Source organism: Bradyrhizobium sp. MV1.5 (assembly GCF_055807615.1).
The window spans coordinates 32,105-48,268 of sequence record NZ_JBVVPL010000001.1 but is presented as its reverse complement, the minus strand read 5'-3'; the positions used below and the strand labels follow the sequence as shown (position 1 = coordinate 48,268).

At 64.7% G+C, this 16,164-nt stretch carries 17 protein-coding genes; 8 read left to right on the top strand and 9 right to left on the bottom strand.

The features are described 5' to 3' along the window. Positions 1-107: 107 nt before the first annotated feature. The 3 genes from AC0L2J_RS00255 to AC0L2J_RS00245 all read left to right on the top strand — a co-directional run bounded on the left by AC0L2J_RS00255 (position 108) and on the right by AC0L2J_RS00245 (position 2,229). Positions 108-275, top strand: coding sequence for a hypothetical protein (locus AC0L2J_RS00255; RefSeq protein ID WP_007606370.1), 168 nt, complete (start codon positions 108-110; stop codon positions 273-275). 245 nt (positions 276-520) lie between these two features. Further along, the gene (locus tag AC0L2J_RS00250; protein WP_063993767.1) at positions 521-1,252 is read left to right on the top strand and encodes a 4'-phosphopantetheinyl transferase family protein; all 732 of its coding nucleotides are present in this window, start codon (positions 521-523) and stop codon (positions 1,250-1,252) included. Next, positions 1,249-2,229 (top strand): LLM class flavin-dependent oxidoreductase, encoded by a 981-nt coding sequence (locus AC0L2J_RS00245; RefSeq protein WP_473386378.1) that lies wholly within the window; start codon positions 1,249-1,251, stop codon positions 2,227-2,229. Before AC0L2J_RS00250 ends, AC0L2J_RS00245 begins: the two co-directional genes overlap by 4 nt. A gap of 138 nt (positions 2,230-2,367) precedes the next feature. On the opposite strand, the gene AC0L2J_RS00240 is transcribed toward AC0L2J_RS00245, so the two are convergent. The 3 genes from AC0L2J_RS00240 to AC0L2J_RS00230 all read right to left on the bottom strand — a co-directional run bounded on the left by AC0L2J_RS00240 (position 2,368) and on the right by AC0L2J_RS00230 (position 6,490). Then, positions 2,368-3,393: a histone deacetylase family protein gene (locus tag AC0L2J_RS00240; RefSeq protein WP_473386375.1), complete on the bottom strand. Its 1,026-nt coding sequence runs from the start codon at positions 3,391-3,393 to the stop codon at positions 2,368-2,370. Between the two features lie 126 nt (positions 3,394-3,519). Then, positions 3,520-4,461: an SMP-30/gluconolactonase/LRE family protein gene (locus AC0L2J_RS00235; protein WP_063993769.1), complete on the bottom strand. Its 942-nt coding sequence runs from the start codon at positions 4,459-4,461 to the stop codon at positions 3,520-3,522. Continuing rightward, complete coding sequence (locus tag AC0L2J_RS00230; RefSeq protein ID WP_473386373.1) at positions 4,418-6,490, bottom strand: PQQ-dependent sugar dehydrogenase; 2,073 nt, start codon at positions 6,488-6,490, stop codon at positions 4,418-4,420. The genes AC0L2J_RS00235 and AC0L2J_RS00230 overlap by 44 nt, the downstream gene beginning before the upstream one ends. 206 nt (positions 6,491-6,696) lie before the next feature. On the opposite strand from AC0L2J_RS00230, the gene AC0L2J_RS00225 reads away from it, so the two are divergent. The 3 genes from AC0L2J_RS00225 (at position 6,697) to AC0L2J_RS00215 (ending at position 8,967) form a co-directional block, all read left to right on the top strand. Continuing rightward, the gene (locus tag AC0L2J_RS00225) at positions 6,697-6,930 is read left to right on the top strand and encodes a DUF6894 family protein (RefSeq protein ID WP_007606355.1); all 234 of its coding nucleotides are present in this window, start codon (positions 6,697-6,699) and stop codon (positions 6,928-6,930) included. Positions 6,931-6,939: 9 nt separating this feature from the next. Further along, positions 6,940-7,116 (top strand): hypothetical protein, encoded by a 177-nt coding sequence (locus AC0L2J_RS00220; protein ID WP_007606352.1) that lies wholly within the window; start codon positions 6,940-6,942, stop codon positions 7,114-7,116. Between the two features lie 261 nt (positions 7,117-7,377). Next, positions 7,378-8,967 (top strand): gamma-glutamyltransferase family protein, encoded by a 1,590-nt coding sequence (locus tag AC0L2J_RS00215; RefSeq protein WP_007606350.1) that lies wholly within the window; start codon positions 7,378-7,380, stop codon positions 8,965-8,967. Between the two features lie 2 nt (positions 8,968-8,969). Here the strand turns inward: AC0L2J_RS00215 and AC0L2J_RS00210 are convergent, their stop codons facing one another. Genes AC0L2J_RS00210 through AC0L2J_RS00195 form a run of 4 tightly spaced genes read right to left on the bottom strand, consistent with a single transcriptional unit; the run spans position 8,970 to position 12,440 of the window. Next, a complete protein-coding gene (locus tag AC0L2J_RS00210; protein ID WP_473386371.1) occupies positions 8,970-10,256 on the bottom strand; it encodes an NAD(P)/FAD-dependent oxidoreductase in 1,287 nt (428 codons plus the stop codon). Between the two features lie 12 nt (positions 10,257-10,268). Then, complete coding sequence (locus tag AC0L2J_RS00205; RefSeq protein ID WP_007606347.1) at positions 10,269-11,000, bottom strand: amino acid ABC transporter ATP-binding protein; 732 nt, start codon at positions 10,998-11,000, stop codon at positions 10,269-10,271. Beyond that, entirely contained in the window at positions 10,997-11,650 is a 654-nt protein-coding gene (locus tag AC0L2J_RS00200; protein WP_007600584.1) for an amino acid ABC transporter permease, read from the bottom strand. Before AC0L2J_RS00200 ends, AC0L2J_RS00205 begins: the two co-directional genes overlap by 4 nt. 31 nt (positions 11,651-11,681) lie before the next feature. Beyond that, positions 11,682-12,440 (bottom strand): ABC transporter substrate-binding protein, encoded by a 759-nt coding sequence (locus AC0L2J_RS00195; protein ID WP_473386369.1) that lies wholly within the window; start codon positions 12,438-12,440, stop codon positions 11,682-11,684. Between the two features lie 24 nt (positions 12,441-12,464). On the opposite strand from AC0L2J_RS00195, the gene AC0L2J_RS00190 reads away from it, so the two are divergent. Continuing rightward, complete coding sequence (locus AC0L2J_RS00190; RefSeq protein ID WP_473386367.1) at positions 12,465-12,602, top strand: hypothetical protein; 138 nt, start codon at positions 12,465-12,467, stop codon at positions 12,600-12,602. 19 nt (positions 12,603-12,621) lie between these two features. Next, the gene (locus AC0L2J_RS00185; protein ID WP_473386365.1) at positions 12,622-13,290 is read left to right on the top strand and encodes a helix-turn-helix domain-containing protein; all 669 of its coding nucleotides are present in this window, start codon (positions 12,622-12,624) and stop codon (positions 13,288-13,290) included. Positions 13,291-13,397: 107 nt separating this feature from the next. Here AC0L2J_RS00185 and AC0L2J_RS00180 read toward each other — a convergent pair whose 3' ends face one another. Beyond that, positions 13,398-14,663: a D-amino acid dehydrogenase gene (locus tag AC0L2J_RS00180; RefSeq protein WP_473386363.1), complete on the bottom strand. Its 1,266-nt coding sequence runs from the start codon at positions 14,661-14,663 to the stop codon at positions 13,398-13,400. 69 nt (positions 14,664-14,732) lie between these two features. Further along, the gene (gene aptA, locus AC0L2J_RS00175; protein ID WP_473386360.1) at positions 14,733-16,061 is read right to left on the bottom strand and encodes an omega-aminotransferase AptA; all 1,329 of its coding nucleotides are present in this window, start codon (positions 16,059-16,061) and stop codon (positions 14,733-14,735) included. Positions 16,062-16,164: the final 103 nt, after the last annotated feature.

The following is a 16,164-nucleotide window of genomic DNA, read 5'->3' as shown; positions in this document are numbered from 1 at the left end:
CGTCAAAGCTGTGAATGACCAAGTTGCATCTTGATTATTTGGCGCCATCGCGCAAGATTATTCTCGCGTTTTGATTTGGACGATTATTTTCAACCGGGGAGTTCGTTATGGGTTTCATCAAATTTACCAAGGGCACCTCGTTGAGCGACAAGGACCGCAAGGCCCTGCAGAAGTTGCTCGGCGCCGAGAAGAAGAAGTTGCAGTCCGCGCTGAAGGACGTCGATGCCAGTATTTCGATGCTGGGCGGCTCCAAGAAGAAGAAGAAGAAGTCGTAAGACTCGTCGGCCGGGACGCCGCACGAATCTTCAGGCTTCAGTTTTCGGGCTTCAGTGTTCAGATTTGGCCGCTCGCGTGTCGAGTTGGGGTCTCGCACAAGCTTGCGCCCGTAAACCGGCCAGCAATCGACAAGGATTCGCCCGAGTGGACCGCTACAAGCGGTCCGCTCAGTTGCTTCTTGCTCAGTTGATTCTTCCGTCATGGCAGGGGATTTGGCCCCGGCCTGACGCCATGGGCCCAATTGATGGCAGACGACAGAATTGAACTGTTTGTCGGACTGATCGAGACTTTTGACGCGCCGGATGCGGTCGATACGTGCCGGCGCCTGCTCTCGGTCGACGAACGGGTACGAGCCGACCGCTTCATGTTCGAGCGGCACCAGCGGCAGTATATTTTCGCGCATGCGATGTTGCGCCTTGCGCTCTCGCACGTCGCACCTGAGGTCGCACCCACCGACTGGTCGTTTGCGGCCGGGCGTTACGGGCGGCCGTTTGTCGCATCGCCCAAGACTTCGAGCACGCTGCATTTCAGCCTGTCGCACGCCGACGGCTGCGTCGCCTGCGTCGTGTCAGGGCATGAGGCCGTCGGCGTCGACGTCGAGACCGTGTCGCGTCGGGTGGCGCCGCTGTCGACCGCGCTTCGGTTCTTCGCGCCGGAAGAGGTCGAAACGCTGCGCGGGCTGCCGGAGCCCGCCGCGACTGATCGCTTCTTCGACTACTGGACGCTGAAAGAAGCCTATCTGAAGGCCAGGGGATTCGGCCTCAATTTGCCGCTCGACGCCTTCGCGATGCAGGTATCGCGCGAGGCGATCGAGATCAGCTTCAAGCCTGATATCGCCGACGATCCGCAAGGGTGGCGATTCCAGCTGATCTCGCCGTCGCCCTCGCATCGTCTCGCGATTGCCGACGGCTCCCGCGCCAGCGGGGGCCTTCCCATCACCCGCAATGCGTGGCCGCTGCAGGAGGCGGCTGAATGACACTGCCGCGGCTGCGCGTCTTTCCCGCGATTTCGCGCAACCGCGACCCCAAGAAATATGCCGGCGAGCTGATGCGGGTGGCGCAGTTCGCGGACCGCAACGGCTTCGAAGGCATCCTGCTGTTCGAAGGCAACGACGTGTTCGTCGAGCCCTGGGCGATGGCCCAGCACATCATCAGCGAGACGACCCGATCCTCGCCGCTGATCGCGGTCAATCCGGTCTACATGCACCCCTTCACGGCGGCGAAATTCGTCTCGTCCTTTGCGCAGCTCCACGGCCGCAAGGTCTATCTCAACATGATCACGGGGACGGCGGTCAGCGATCTGCAGGGGCTGGGCGACGAGCAGTCGCATGCCGACCGCTATGTCCGGCTCGGCGAATTCGTTGCGCTGATGCGCCAGTTGCTGGCAAGCCCGCGGCCGGCCACTGTCGAGGGGCGGTTCTACCGCGCAAGCAACCTGCAACTGCGGCCGCGCCTGCCGCCGGAGCTGATGCCGGAATTTCTGGTCGCGGGCCAGTCCGAGCCGGCACGGCGCGTCGCAAAGGAGACCGGCTGCATCAAGATGCAGATGCTGCCGCCCGATCTCGACCGTGGCCTCGATGCGCCGGGCGTGAATTTTGGAATTTTCGCCCGCGAGGGACGAGAAGAGGCACGGCAAGCGGCAAAGGCGCGTTTCCGCGACAATGCCGACGATCGCGAGCTGCTCGTGCTCACCGTGCAGAACAGCGATTCCGTGTGGAAACGGCGCCTCTACGAGGGCCAGAGCGGCGAGCTCGCGGACAATGGCTATTGGCTGCTGCCGTTCCTGACCTTCCAGGCCGACTGCCCCTATCTTGTCGGCAGCTACGCGGAGATCGGCGCGAAGCTGAAGGAATTTGCCGCGAAGGGGCTGACCACGATCATGCTCGACATGGTCGCGGACGAGACCGAGATGCAGCACGTCTGCAAGGCGCTCGCGGCGAGCGGGATGTTTTGAGATGTTGATGAAGTCGACCTAACCATCCACATCGTCATTGCGAGCGTAGCGAAGCAATCCAGAGTCCCTCCGGGGAAAGATTCTGGATTGCTTCGCTACGCTCGCAATGACGGAGAATGACGGGCTACTCCGCGCACCTCACCGCGCGTCTTCGAATCCGGCCAGCACCGACGTCAGGTTCGCGCCGAGGATATCCGAGAGATAGCCGCCCTCCTGCACGAACACGGTCGGCAGGCCCATCTTCGCGATGGCCTGGCCGATGCGGCGGAAGCCGGGCGTGGTGACGGCGAGGCCCTTGAGCGGATCGTGCTCGGAGGCGTCGAGGCCGAGCGCGATGACGAGGGCGCCGGGCGCAAAGGACTCGATCGCCTTGCGTGCGACGTCCATCGCCTGGATATAGCCGTTATCGCCGGTGCCGATCGCCAGGGGAATGTTGAGATTTGTGCCGAGGCCGGGACCTTCGCCGCGCTCATGCGCGTAGCCCCACACGTAAGGATAATATGCGACGGGATCGGCATGGATCGAGACCGTGTAGACGTCCGGCCGCTGGTAAAAGATTCCTTGCGTGCCATTGCCGTGATGAACGTCGACGTCGAGGATCACCACACGCTCGTGCCTCTGCCGCAGATGCGCCGCCGCGATCGCGCTGTTGTTGAGGAAGCAGAAGCCGCCGGCCATATCGCGATAGGCGTGATGGCCGGGCGGCCGGCAGAGCGCATAGGTCGCGTCCTCGCCGTCCATCACCATCTGCGCCGCGGTGACCGCGACGTCGGTCGCAGCGCAAGCCGCGGCCCAGGTGCCCGGGCCGATCGGCGCCGCGGTGTCGGCGGTGTGCCAGCCGAGCTTGCCGACGATGTGGGTCGGATAGGTCGCAGCGTGGCGCACCGGATGGATGTTGCCGATCATCTCCGGTCCGGAATCGCCGAGCGCGGTCCACGCGTCCCAGGCCTCGCTCAGGAACGACAGATATTCCGGACTATGGATGCGCGCACGCGGTCCCTGCCCAAATGTGGTTGGCTCGACCAGGTGATGCTTGCCGTCCCTGAGCCCTTTGAGCAGGCGATCGGCACGCTCGGGCTGCTCGGTGGTGCGCTTGACCACACCGCGAACCAGGAAGAATTGCGGATCATGTCTGCGATGCAGCTCGGTATGGACGGCTTTCACTCGAACACTCCGTGGACGCTTTGAGGGTGCCACAGATGTCTAAATCTCCGCGGCGGCGAGATGCAAGCAAGAAGAATGCCGTCCCTGTCGCGCCGCCCTGCGCCGGAAGCAGATCGCTCGTGAAGCTCAGCAGCGCCCGCGCTGGAGGCAGTGCTCGCGGCCCTGCTGGTCGGTGCGGAAGGACTCGACGAAGCCGCCCTGACGCTGGGTGACGAAGATCGTCTTGCCGTCGTGGCCCCCGAAGGCGAGGTTGGTCGGCTCCTTGGCCCTGAGCGCGATCTCCCGCTCGACCGCGCCATTGGCCTTCATCAACGTGATCGTGCCCTTGAGGATGCGCGCGACATAGAGGCGGCCGGCCACGTCGGTGCGCAGGCCGTCGACGGTGTCGGGCTGAAACGCCTTGACGAGTTTTGGACTGGTGAGCTCGTTGCCGCCGACCGTGTAGGACCAGATCTGGCCGCTGCTGGATTCCCCGACATAGAGCGTCTTGTCATCGGGGCTGAGATCGATGCCGTTGGTCGTGCCCATCGCGCGCGGCGCCGACATGAGCTGTCCCTGCACCGTTCCGTCGGCTCCCTTCGCGATGCGCCAGATGTGACCTTCGCGACCTTTCCAGTTCGGATCGCTCGCGTAGATCGTGCCGTCGCGGGCGATGGTGATGTCGTTGGGCTGGTTCATCTCGTCGGAGTGAAACCAGAGGGCGGGCTCGATCGATCCCTTCGGGATCGCGAAGATGTTGTGCTTCTTGTAGTCGGCGATGAACATGGTGCCGTCGCGCGCGAAGCGGATGGCATTGCCGATGCTGCCCTCGGGCAGCGCCGTGAACGGCTCGGACGCCGCGCCGCCGACAGGCAGCTTGCCGATGGTGCCGGGCTTGCCGAAATTGACGACGAAGAGATTGCCATCGAGATCGGCGGCAGGCCCTTCGATGCCGAAGGTGTATTCGCCTGATGGCGTCACCTGCACGCTTTCGAACAGTTTTGTTTCCGCTCGGGCCGGTGCCGTCGCAAGGACGAGAACAACGCTACTGCACAGGCGCCAGAAATTCCTGCCGGATGTAATAGCCATCGCCGTCGCTGCACTCGCCATTCAGATAGGGATCGGCCGGCCGGAAGAAGCGGCTGAAGCCGGGTTTGTCTACAGCGTTCCTTTGTGTCACGACGACGACCTTGGCAGCCGGTATTTCGCCGCATTCCTTGTTGGTTTTGCCAAAGAACTTGCGCTGCGGCGGGCCCGGTTTGATCCGCATCCGGATTCCTGGAACCATTTTTGACACCAGCAGATCCGCCGTGTCGAGCAGGCGCGTGTAACCAGGCTCGGCCTTCGGCAGGCCTTCGCCACCCGGCGGCATCAGCTTCTCTGCGCCTAACCCACGAAGCCGCGTGCGCAACTTGCCGGAATCGGGATCACCAGGATAGATCCAGCCATCCTGCGACAGCATGAAGCGAAGCACCGTCTCGTCCTTCTGTGCGTCCGATTGGCCCGGCTTCAAGCCGAAATCCGAGTGACAGCCGACGCAGTGCTTTTCGACGAGGCCCTTGCGCAAATTGGTGAGCCGGACGCTGTTCTGCGCGTCCCTGGCCACGAAGACCGCCAGTTGATCGATCAGCAACTGGCTGCGCACGTCGCAGGGCAACGGCGGCGGCGCGTCGCCCGCGGTGCGGTCGATCCGGATCACGGTCTGGTTCTTGTCCTCGACCAGCCAGATTGCGCCGTCCTCCGCGACCGTCATGCCGACCGGGGCGCCCTGCGGCCGCACGCCGTTGACGCGGTGCCAGCCTGCGATCAGCTCCTCGAACGGCGCGGCGGCGACGTCGCCGGCCTCGGTCTGAAAGCTGTGGGTCGGATCGGCCGCGCAGCTGACATGGTAGCGCACCGGCGCCGGGGCGGGCTTCGGGAAACCGTGGTCGTCGACGTCATAGACGATGACGCGGCTGCCGGTCGGGCGATAGCCGTGCAGGCCGACCAGCAGCTTGCCCTCGAGCTCCGGAAATTTCGCACCGTGATAATAGAGCATCGCGAGCGGCGCGCCGTGCGGCGGCAGCAGCGAGAACGGCGCCTTGTAGAGAGCGTTGGCGGTGCACAGCGATTTGTAGATCCCCGACTGCAATACGATCCTGAATTCGGGGCTCGGCGTCGACAGATCGTAGCAATAGGGCCAGCCGTAATGCCTGCCCTGCTCGATCGCGTTGATCTCCTCGTTCGGCTTGAAAATGTCAGGCAGGTCGCGACCGTTCTCGCCTTGCAGGAAGGCATAGCCCGCATCGGGAAAGTTCGGGTGCAGCGCCAGCGCCATAGAGTTGCGCAGGCCCCGCGCATAGACGCCGTGCGGCGGGTCGGGTTCGCCAGGCTTCAACGCCGGGAAGATACCGCCCGGGGGCGGCGTGAACAGCCAGATCGACGCCATCGCGGAAGCGCCCTCGGCCGCCGCGCAAGGTCTCGTGATCGGCGCCGGCGTGATGCAGTCGTCGCTGTGCGAGCCGACATTGACGAACAGCCGGCCGTTCCTGTCGAACACAAACTGCTTGAGCGGGTGCGCGCTCTCGTCGACCCTGGCGCCGTCGGGCAATGTGATCCGGCGGCCCGGCATGTGACGGACGATGGTCTCGACCGTGTCGCGCGGATTGTCGGCGAGCGGATCGAACCGAAAGATCGTCTGCGCGCTCGAGGCATAGAGCTTCTTGTCCGGGCCGATCACGAGACCGAACGGATATTCGATTGCAGTCAGCAGCTCCTTGAACCGCTGTCCCTGGGGTGCCCGCGGGTCGAGCAACAGCAGCCGGCCATCGGTATGGCCCCAGCCCGCCATGTCGGCGACCACGAACAGGTCACGACCGGGCACCTGGATGATCGAGCGCGGGAATTTCAGCGGATCCTCCTCGCTGGCGACGAGGCCAGCGCAAAATCCCGCCTTCATGTCGATCTGGATTCTGGGAAAGGCGAGATCGGCGCTGCCGCAGGTCTCCGTGCCGATCGCATAGCCGCTCTTGCGGACCGGTTCTGATGAGCCTACCGAGGCGAGGGTCAGGAGGACCACCAAGGCGCCCGCGCATGCATGCAGGCTTCGGCTTTCACGCCAAAATGTGAGGTGGTTCACGGCGCCTCCCGGACTTTCCGTCCAGGGTTGTTCCATGCCGTGGGAATGCCGTCCAGTTGATCAACACCCCCTTGTGATCAAACCAGCAGGGGGCTTGGCGCCGACCAATCTCCGTAGATTCCCTTACCGGGCTCGACCCGAATGTTTCGCGAAGGCTTGGAATGGTATCGGTTTGCCGTCCCAATCGCTCCCAATAGGAGACGCATATGGTCCAGGTCTATTTTCATTGCTCCAACTTGGACGGCACGCTGATCGATCGCAGCGGCACAGCCGTGACCAACCTGACCGAGGCGCGCGACCGTGCCGCCCAGATCATGAACGCGATGATCCTGACGCCCGGCGCTGAGGATTGGCGCGACTGGGTGATCCATGTCAGCGGCTCCGACGGCGAGGAGATCTTCGACCTCCCCTTCACTGCCATGCTCGGCAAGCCGCACTGAGGTGATGCCATGTTGCTCGCGTCACTGACCCTGCTCCGCCAGCCCCTGAACTTCGTCGCCAGCAAATGGCTGACGCTGATCCGGATCGCGGGCAATCCCTACCGGCCCGAACTCCACTACATGCGCGGGCCTGGCCCGAAATGGCACGCCAAGTATCAGGCCAGCCGACTGGATCGCGCGCGCTGAGCCCTGCGGCTTCCGCTTCCCACTGATCGGTCTCTCAACTCGTGATGCCCGGGGATAGCCGTCCGAAGGACGGCGTCGCTTCCGCTCGCCTATGCCCGGGCATTCACGCGTTGGCGCCACCCCCGCCTGTTTCACACCAGCCATGCCGCGTCGCCCTTTCGATGTTCTCGGTGGGGGCGATGTGCCATTCTTCGCGCGCTCCCGCCAATTGCGGAGCTCAGCGCAACGAAGCCAAACCGAAGACAGCACACAGACATCATCATGCCGCACCAGTTCAGCCACGCCCAAACCGTCCGCAAGCCCGCCGTCACGTCCAAAGGCGGCATCGTCGCCGCGCAATCGCGGCGGGCGGCCGAAGTGGGGGCGCAAGTGCTGGCGGCGGGCGGCGACTGCGTGGATGCGATCGTCGCCACCACCTTCGCGCTCAACGTGCTGGAGCCCTGGAACAGCGGCATGGGCGGCGGCGGCGCGATGGTGCTCTACCGTGCCGCGGAAAATCGCTACGAGGTGATCGACTACGGCATGTGCGCGCCGCAAAGTCTGCGCACCGCCGATTATCCGCTCAGCGGCGAAGGCGCGGCTTCCGATCTGTTCCCCTGGCAGCGGGTCAAGGACGACCGCAACATCCACGGCCCCGGTTCGATCGCCGTGCCCGGGGTCGTCGCCGGCATGGAAGAGGCGCATCGCCGCCACGCCAGGCTGCCGTGGAAAGATCTGGTCGCGCCGGCTGCCGCCCTCGCCGGCGAAGGCCTGCTGGTCGACTGGTGGACCACGCTGACGATCGCGGCGTCCGCGGCCGATCTTCGGCGCTATCCCGCGAGCGCGGCAACGTTCCTGAAGGACGGCCTCCCGCCAAGCGCGCCATGGGGCATCAAGTCCGAGACGCGACTGCCGCTGGACACGCTGAAGGCGACGCTGGCGCATCTCGCGGCCGCCGGTCCGCGCGATTTCTACCAGGGCGATCTCGCCAGGAGTATCGCATCCGACATCAGGGCCGACGGCGGCGCGCTGTCGGTGGAGGACCTCGCCGCGTTCCAAGCCCATCTGCGCGAGCCCCTCGCGATCCCCTATCGCGGCGGCAAGGTGTTTGCGACGCCGGAGCTCACGGCCGGGCCGACAATGGCGCATGCGCTGCGCCTGTTGCAGCAGAACCTGAAGCCGGGACGCGCGCCCGATGCGGCCGCTTACGCCGAATATGCGCTCGCCCTGCAATCGGCTTATCGCGAGCGGCTCAAGGATATGGGTGATGCCGACGGCAAGCGTTCGCTCGGCGCGGACTATCTGGCGCCCGCCTGCACCACGCACTTCTCCGTGGTCGACCGAGACGGCAACATCGCGGCGGTGACGCAGACGCTGCTGTCATCCTTCGGCTCGAAATACGTCACGCCGCACACCGGCATCGCCATGAACAACGGCATCATGTGGTTCGACCCGACGCCGGGCACCACCAACTCGCTCGCCCCTGGCAAGCGCTGTCTCACCAACTACACGCCTGTCATCGCCGAGGCCAAGGACGGCAGGCGGCTCGCGGTCGGCGCCTCCGGCGGTCGCCGCATCCTTCCGTCGGTGATGCAGATCGTGTCGTTTGCGATGGACTTTGGCATGGATCTCGATGCCGCGATCCATCAACCGCGCATCGACGCCAGCGAAGGCGCGATCGTGATCGGCGATACCAGGTTGCCGGCGGACACACGCGAGACGCTTGCGGCGCGATTCGACTATGAAGAAGCGCGAGTGCAGTCCTTGCCGCAGAAGTTCGCCTGCCCGAGCGTCGTGATGCGCGACGGCGACACCAATTCCGGCGCCGTCGAGATCTTCCAGCCTTGGGCGGACGCGGTGGCGGAAGGCTGAGCTTAGATCCCCAGCCGGTCCCGCACGCGACCAGCGATCACTGCCGTCGTCACGCCGACCGGCCAGAAGGCATGCATCGGGATCGGCTTGATGCCGGTGACGGGCATGTCGATCTCGGCCTTGGCACCGCCGATCAGACGTCGCGCGAGCTGCGCGCCCATCGCGGTCGAGAGCGCGACGCCGCGGCCGTTGCAGCCGAGCGAGATCAGGATGTTGTCCGCGGGCTCGTGCACATGCGGGTAATGATCTTTGGTGATGGCGAGCCGGCTGTTCCAGCCATGGGTCCAGGCAACGCCCTTGAGCTGCGGCCATAGCCGCTCGGCGTATCGCATGAGATAGGCGACGTCGCGCGGCGAATTGATCCAGCGCATCGGACCGCGACCACCCATCAAGAGGCGGTTCTGCTGATCGATGCGGTAATAGACAGTGATGTGGCCGCTCTCGTAAAGGACGGGACGCGTCGGCATGATCGAACGGGCAACATCGTCGGACAACGGCGCGGTGGCGGCGATCGAGGAGAACACTGGCACAATGGTGCGGCGAAGCGCCGGCCAGAGATCGTCCGTAAAACCGTTGGTCGCGAGCAGCACCTTGTCGGCATGCACCACCGCGCGCGGCGTCTCGATGCGCCAGCGGCTGCCCTCGCGACGGAGTGATAGTGCCGGTGTTTCGCCATGGATTTTCGCGCCTGCGGAGATCGCAGCGCGCGCAAGGCCGCGAGCGTAGCTGAGCGGATGCAGGTCGCCGCCGCGGGTATCCAGCATGGCGCCGATGTAGCGATCCGTGCCGGTCATCTCGCGCAGCTGCTCGCGATTGAGGTACGACACCGGCATGCCGCGGGCGATGCACTGCCGCGCGGTTGTCTCGATCGCGGCGGCGCTGGCCTGGTTATAGGCGGCGCGCAGCGTGCCGTTCTGCCGCGCCTCGCACGGGATCTGATAGCGGCGGATCAGATCGTGGGTGAAGTTCGTCGTGCCGTAGGAGAACGCGATCATGCGGCGGCCGAGCTCAGTGCCGAAATCCGCCTCGATCTGATCGGGATCGTGCTTCAGGCCGGGATTGGTATGGCCGCCATTATTGCCGGATGCGCCCCAGCCCGGCTCCTGCGCCTCCAGCACCAGCGCCTCAACGCCCTGCTCCGCCAGATGCAACGCGGTGGACAGACCAGTGTAGCCACCGCCGATGATGGCGACCGAGACCGTCTTGTCGATGTCGAGCGGCGGCGTGGCCACCGGCGCGACGGCGGTGTCGGCATAGAGAGACGGCGGCAGAGGCAGGCGCGTGGTCATGGCAAGAACCGGTCAGAGCGGATGCAGCACGCGGCGCAGAAAATCCTGCGTCCGCGCATGCTGCGGTTGGTTGAGCACCGATTTCGCCGGTCCCTGCTCGACGATGACGCCGCCGTCGATGAACAGCACGCGGTCGGCGACGTCGCGGGCAAAACCCATCTCGTGGGTGACGACGACCATGGTCATGCCGTCGTCGGCAAGCTTGCGCATCACGCCGAGAACGTCGCCGACCAATTCAGGATCGAGCGCCGAGGTCGGTTCGTCGAACAGGATGGCCTTGGGCTGCATCGCCAGCGCGCGCGCGATCGCGACGCGCTGCTGCTGGCCGCCGGAGAGCTGCGGCGGATGCTCGTTGGCTTTCTCGGCAAGGCCCACCTGGGCGAGCAGCGCGCGGCCACGCTCGAATGCGGCAGCGCGCGGCTCCTTCTTCACATAGAGCGGACCTTCGACCACGTTCTCCAGCACCGTCCGGTGCGGAAACAGATTGAAGCGCTGGAACACCATCGAGACCTGGGTGCGGATCTTCACGATCGACGGCGCGTCGCGATCGACCTTCAATCCCTCGACGCTGATCTCGCCGCTGTCGTAGCTTTCGAGACCATTGATACAGCGCAAGATGGTGGATTTGCCGGAGCCGGAGGGGCCGACGATGCAGACCACCTCGCCTTTCTGGACGGACGCCGTGATGCCCTTGAGCACCTCGTTCTCGCCAAAGCTCTTGTGGACGTCGGTCAGCTCGATCATTTCTTGCCGGCCCGCTTCTCGAAGTGACGGACCAGCAGGATCAGCGGAATGCTCATGGTGAGATACATCAGCGCGACCATCGTGAACACGTTGGTGTTCTTGAAGGTCGAGGATGCGATCAGCTTGCCTTGCAGCGCGAGCTCGGCCACCGTGATAGTCGAGGCCTGCGAGGAGTCTTTCAGCATCATGATCATGACGTTGCCGTAGGGCGGCAGCACGATGCGCACCGCCTGCGGCAGCACGACCCGGCGCATGGTCAGCCACCAGCCCATGCCGATCGATTGCGCCGCCTCGATCTGCCCTTTGTCGATGGCCTCGATGCCGGCGCGGAAATTTTCCGCCTGATAGGCCGAGTAGGCGATGCCGAGCCCGAGGATCGCGGCCTGCAACGCGGACAGCGTGACGCCGAGATCGGGCATCACGAAGTAGAGGTAGAACAACAGCACGATGATCGGAATGCCGCGGATCACGTTGATCAGGCTGGCGCTGAGCAGCGACAGGACGCGGATGCCGGAGACCCGCATCATCGCCCAGACGAGGCCAAGCACCGTCGACAGCAGCAGCGAGCCGATGGTGACGACGATCGTCAGCACGACGCCGCTCATCAGGATCGGGAAGAATTCGGCTGCGTCGTGCCAGAAGCCTTTCATCGATCAGCCTTCATCGATTGGCCTCTTGCGATCAACCCTGTGCCTTCAGGCCCCATTTGTCGAGGATCTTGTCGATGGTGCCGTTGGCCTTCAGCTTGGCGAGCGAGGCGTTGATCTTGCCGAGCAGCGCGGTCTCGCCCTTGCGCACGCCGATGCCGACCGAGCCGACGGTGGCAGGCTTGTAGCTGTCGACGAGTCGCACCTCGGGGAAGCCGCCCTGCTTCAGATTGTAGGCGAGGATCGGGTAATCGGCGTAACCGGCCTTGAGGCGGCCGGTGTTCACGTCGCGCAGGATGTCGGGGATGGTGTCGTAAGCCTTGACGTCGGCGAACAGGCCGGACTTCTTCAGCGCGTCGACGAAGGCGGTGCCGACCTGGGCGCCGACCGTCTCGCCCTTGAGATCGTCCTGGGTGGCGTAGGCCTTGGTGTCGCTCTTGGGAACCACGAGGCCTTCGCCATAAGTGTAGATCGGGTCGGAGAAGTCGACGACCTCCTTGCGCGGCGCGGTGATGAACATCGCGGCCGCGATGATGTCGATCTTGCTCGATGTCAGCGACGGGATCAGCGCCGAGAACTGCATCGGCTCGATCTGCACGTTGAAGCCGGCGTCCTTGCCCACTTCAGTGACGAGATCGACCATGATGCCCTGGATGGAATTGGTCTTGGTGTCGAGGAAGGTGAAGGGAATGCCTGTCGGCGTCGAGCCGACCTTCAGCACTTGCTGCGCCGAAGCCGGCGCTGCTGCGGCAATCGCGAGTGCCGCGACCGCGGCCAGACCAAAACGCTTCATCGCATTCCCCTTTGGGTCCGGCCGATGGCGGCGCTCGCGGATCTCGTCATCGCAGACGTTGCGGGCCAAGCCGTTTCGGCCTATTTTCACCAATATGAAAATTTGGTCACACTTTCACGACTGATGCAAGCGGTTTTCATGCACATGAAGGAAGCGGTTTGACGTGAGCGGTGGCAAGAGAATGCGCAGACCGGCCGCCGCAAAGCCGGCGAAGAAGGTGCAGATAAAGGTGAAGGTGAAAGCCAACGCCAGGGCTACGGCGAAAGCGGCCGAGCCGGCGATGGATGTCGCGGTCGGCCGCCGTATCCGCGATCTCAGGCGCATCCGCCAATTCTCTCTCGAGACGGTCGCTGCGCGCACGGAGCTGTCGATCGGCTTCCTGAGCCAGATCGAACGCGGCCTGTCGTCGCCGTCGCTGCGCGTGCTGGCCACGCTCGCCGACGTGCTCGGCGTCGGCATCGCCGCGCTGTTCGGCGCGAGCCCGAGCGCCGACGGCGCATCCGACCAAATCGTCACGCGCGGGCTTCAGCGGCCCGAGCTGAAGCTCTGGCGCACCGGCGTGTCCAAGCAATTGCTGAGCCCCGCCAGCGCCGACAACCGGCTCAATCTGTTCCTGGTACATCTGGAGCCCGGCGGCTCCACGGGCGACGAGCTCTACACCCATGACGGCGAGGAAGCCGGCCTCGTGCTCGAAGGCGAGATGATGCTGACGGTGGACAGCGAGACGTGGTCGCTGAAGACCGGCGACAGCTTTCGCTTTGCAAGCCGGAGGCCGCACCGGTTTTCCAACCCGACCGAAGATGCGAAGGCCGTGGTGCTGTGGGTGAATTGCGTGACGGGGACGGGGTAGCGCAGCCGTCATTGCGAGCGAAGCGAAGCAATCCAGACTCTCACCGCGGAGGTAGTCTGGATTGCTTCGTCGCAAGAGCTCCTCGCAATGACGAGGGGATACAGGTCTCAACCGAACCGGTACTTGTACCGATCCACCGTTAGCGCACTCACATCGATGTCCGGCTTCTTGCCGGACAGCATGTCGGCGAGCACGCGGCCGGAGCCGCACGACATGGTCCAGCCCAGCGTGCCGTGACCGGTGTTGAGGTGCAAGTTGGCGTACTTCGTCGGGCCGATCACGGGCGGGCCGTCCGGCGTCATCGGACGCAGGCCGCTCCAGAACGTCGCCTTGGAGAGATCGCCGCCGCGCGGGAACAGATCGGTCAGGGAGTGATCGAGCGTGGCGCGGCGCGCATCATAGAGCTGGCTCGAGAAGCCGGAGATTTCGGCGGTACCGCCGACGCGGATGCGATTGCCGAGGCGCGTGATGGCGACCTTGTAGCTCTCGTCCATCACGGTCGATTCCGGCGCGCCGGAAGCGTCCTTGATCGGTACCGTGATCGAATAGCCCTTCACGGGATAGACCGGCAGCGAAATATCGAGCGGCGCGACCAGCCGCGACGACCAGCTTCCGAGCGCGAGGACGTAGCTGTCGGCCAGCAACATCCCGGCGCTGGTCGCGACGCCGCTGACGCGCGCGCCGTCGGTGACGATGCGCTCGATGCCGGTGTTGAACATGAAGCGCACGCCGAGCGCTTCGGCGTGCTTGGCCAGCGCCTGCGTGAACATGTGGCAATCGCCGGTCTCGTCCTGCGGCAAGCGCAGTCCGCCCGCGAACTTCTCCTTCACGCCCGCCAGCGCCGGCTCGGCCGCGATGCAGCCCTCACGGTCCAACACCTCGAACGGCACGCCGTATTGCTTGAGCACGGCGATGTCCTCGCCGGTGCCGTCGAGCTGGGCCTGGTAGCGAAACAGCTGCAGCGTGCCCTGCGAGCGCTCGTCATACTGGATGCCGATGTCGCGGCGCAGGTCGCGCAGGCAATCGCGGCTATATTCCGCGATCGGAATCATCCGACTCTTGTTGACCGCGTAGCGTTCGCTGGTGCAATTGCGCAGCATCTTGAGCAGCCAGACCCACATCACGGGATCGAGCTTCGGCCGGATCACCAGCGGGCCGTGCTTCATCAGCAGCCATTTGACCGCCTTCACCGGGACGCCGGGACCGGCCCAGGGCGAGGAATAGCCGGGCGACACTTCGCCGGCATTGGCAAAGGAGGTTTCGAGCGCCGGTTCGGGCTGACGGTCGACCACCGTCACCTCATGGCCGGCACGCGCGAGGTAGTAGGCAGAGGTGACACCGATGACACCGCTGCCGAGGATCAGAACTTTCACGCTTCGTCAAACTCCCGCGGCATCACGCGCGCCGCTGCAAGAGGCAACTCGCAACGGCGAGAGCAATTATCAGGCCACCCGCTTGATGGCATCACCGAGGATCGACACGATATCGTCGATGTGGCTCTTCTCGACGATGAGCGGAGGCGACAGCGCAAAGCTATCGCCGCTCATGCGGAAGTACAGCCCGCGATTGAAGCAATCGACCATGACGTCGTAGCCACGCACGCCGACCGTACCGTCACGCGGCGACAGCTCGACCGCGCCCATCAGACCGCAATTGCGGATGTCGACGACGTTGGGCAGGCCCTTCAGCGAATGCAGCGCATCGCGCCAATATTCGGAGATCGACGCACCGCGCGTCAGCAGGCCTTCGTCCTTGTAGATGTCGAGCGTGGCGATACCCGCGGCGCAGGCGACCGGATGGGCCGAGTAGGTATAGCCGTGGAACAGCTCCATCGCGTTCTCCGGGCCGACCATCAGGCCGTCGTGAACCTTGCGGCTCGCGAACACGGCGCCGCAGGGAATGGTGCCGTTGGTGATGCCCTTGGCCGTCGTCATCAGATCCGGCGTAACGCCGAAGAAGTTGGCGGCGAACGGCGTGCCGAGGCGGCCGAAGCCGGTGATGACCTCGTCGAAGATCAGGAGGATGCCGTGCTTGTCGCAGATCCCGCGCAGGCGCTGGAGATAGCCCTTCGGCGGCGGCAATACCGCAGTCGAGCCCGGCACCGGCTCGACGATGACGGCTGCGATGGTCTCGGCGCCGTGCAGGGCGACCAGACGCTCGAGATCATCGGCGAGTTCGGCGCCATGCTCGGGCTGATCCTTGGCGAAGGCGTTGCGGGTGAGATCATGGGTGTGGCGGATGTGGTCAACGCCCGGCAGCAGGGTGGCGAAGGCGCGGCGGTTGGCGACCATGCCGCCGACCGAGGTGCCGCCGAAGCCGACGCCGTGATAGCCGCGCTCGCGGCCGATCAGGCGGGTGCGGCTCGCCTGGCCGTTGGCGCGATGATAGGCAAGTGCGATCTTCAGCGCGGTGTCGACCGACTCTGAGCCGGAATTGGTGAAGAAGATGCGATCGAGGCCCTTTGGTGCGATCTCGGCCAGACGCTCGGCGAAGTCGAATGCCAGCGGATGGCCCATCTGGAACGACGGTGCGAAGTCCAGCGTCATCAGCTGGCGCTCGACGGCGGCGGCGATCTGCTTGCGGCCGTGGCCGGCATTGACGCACCAGAGGCCGGCGGAGGCGTCGATCACCTTGCGGCCGTCGACGGTGGTGTAGTGCATGCCCTCGGCCGAGGAGAATAGGCGCGGCGCCTTCTTGAATTGCCGGTTGGCCGTGAACGGCATCCAGAACGAGTCGGTCTTGATGGTGTTCGGAATCTGATGAAGGGTCACGGGCCACGCTCCTTTGCTGACCTGCTACCAGAGGCACGGCTTGAAAAGCGCAACAAGTCCTTTTCTGATGGGCTGCAAGCCATTGATTTGACTGGGGCTGCCG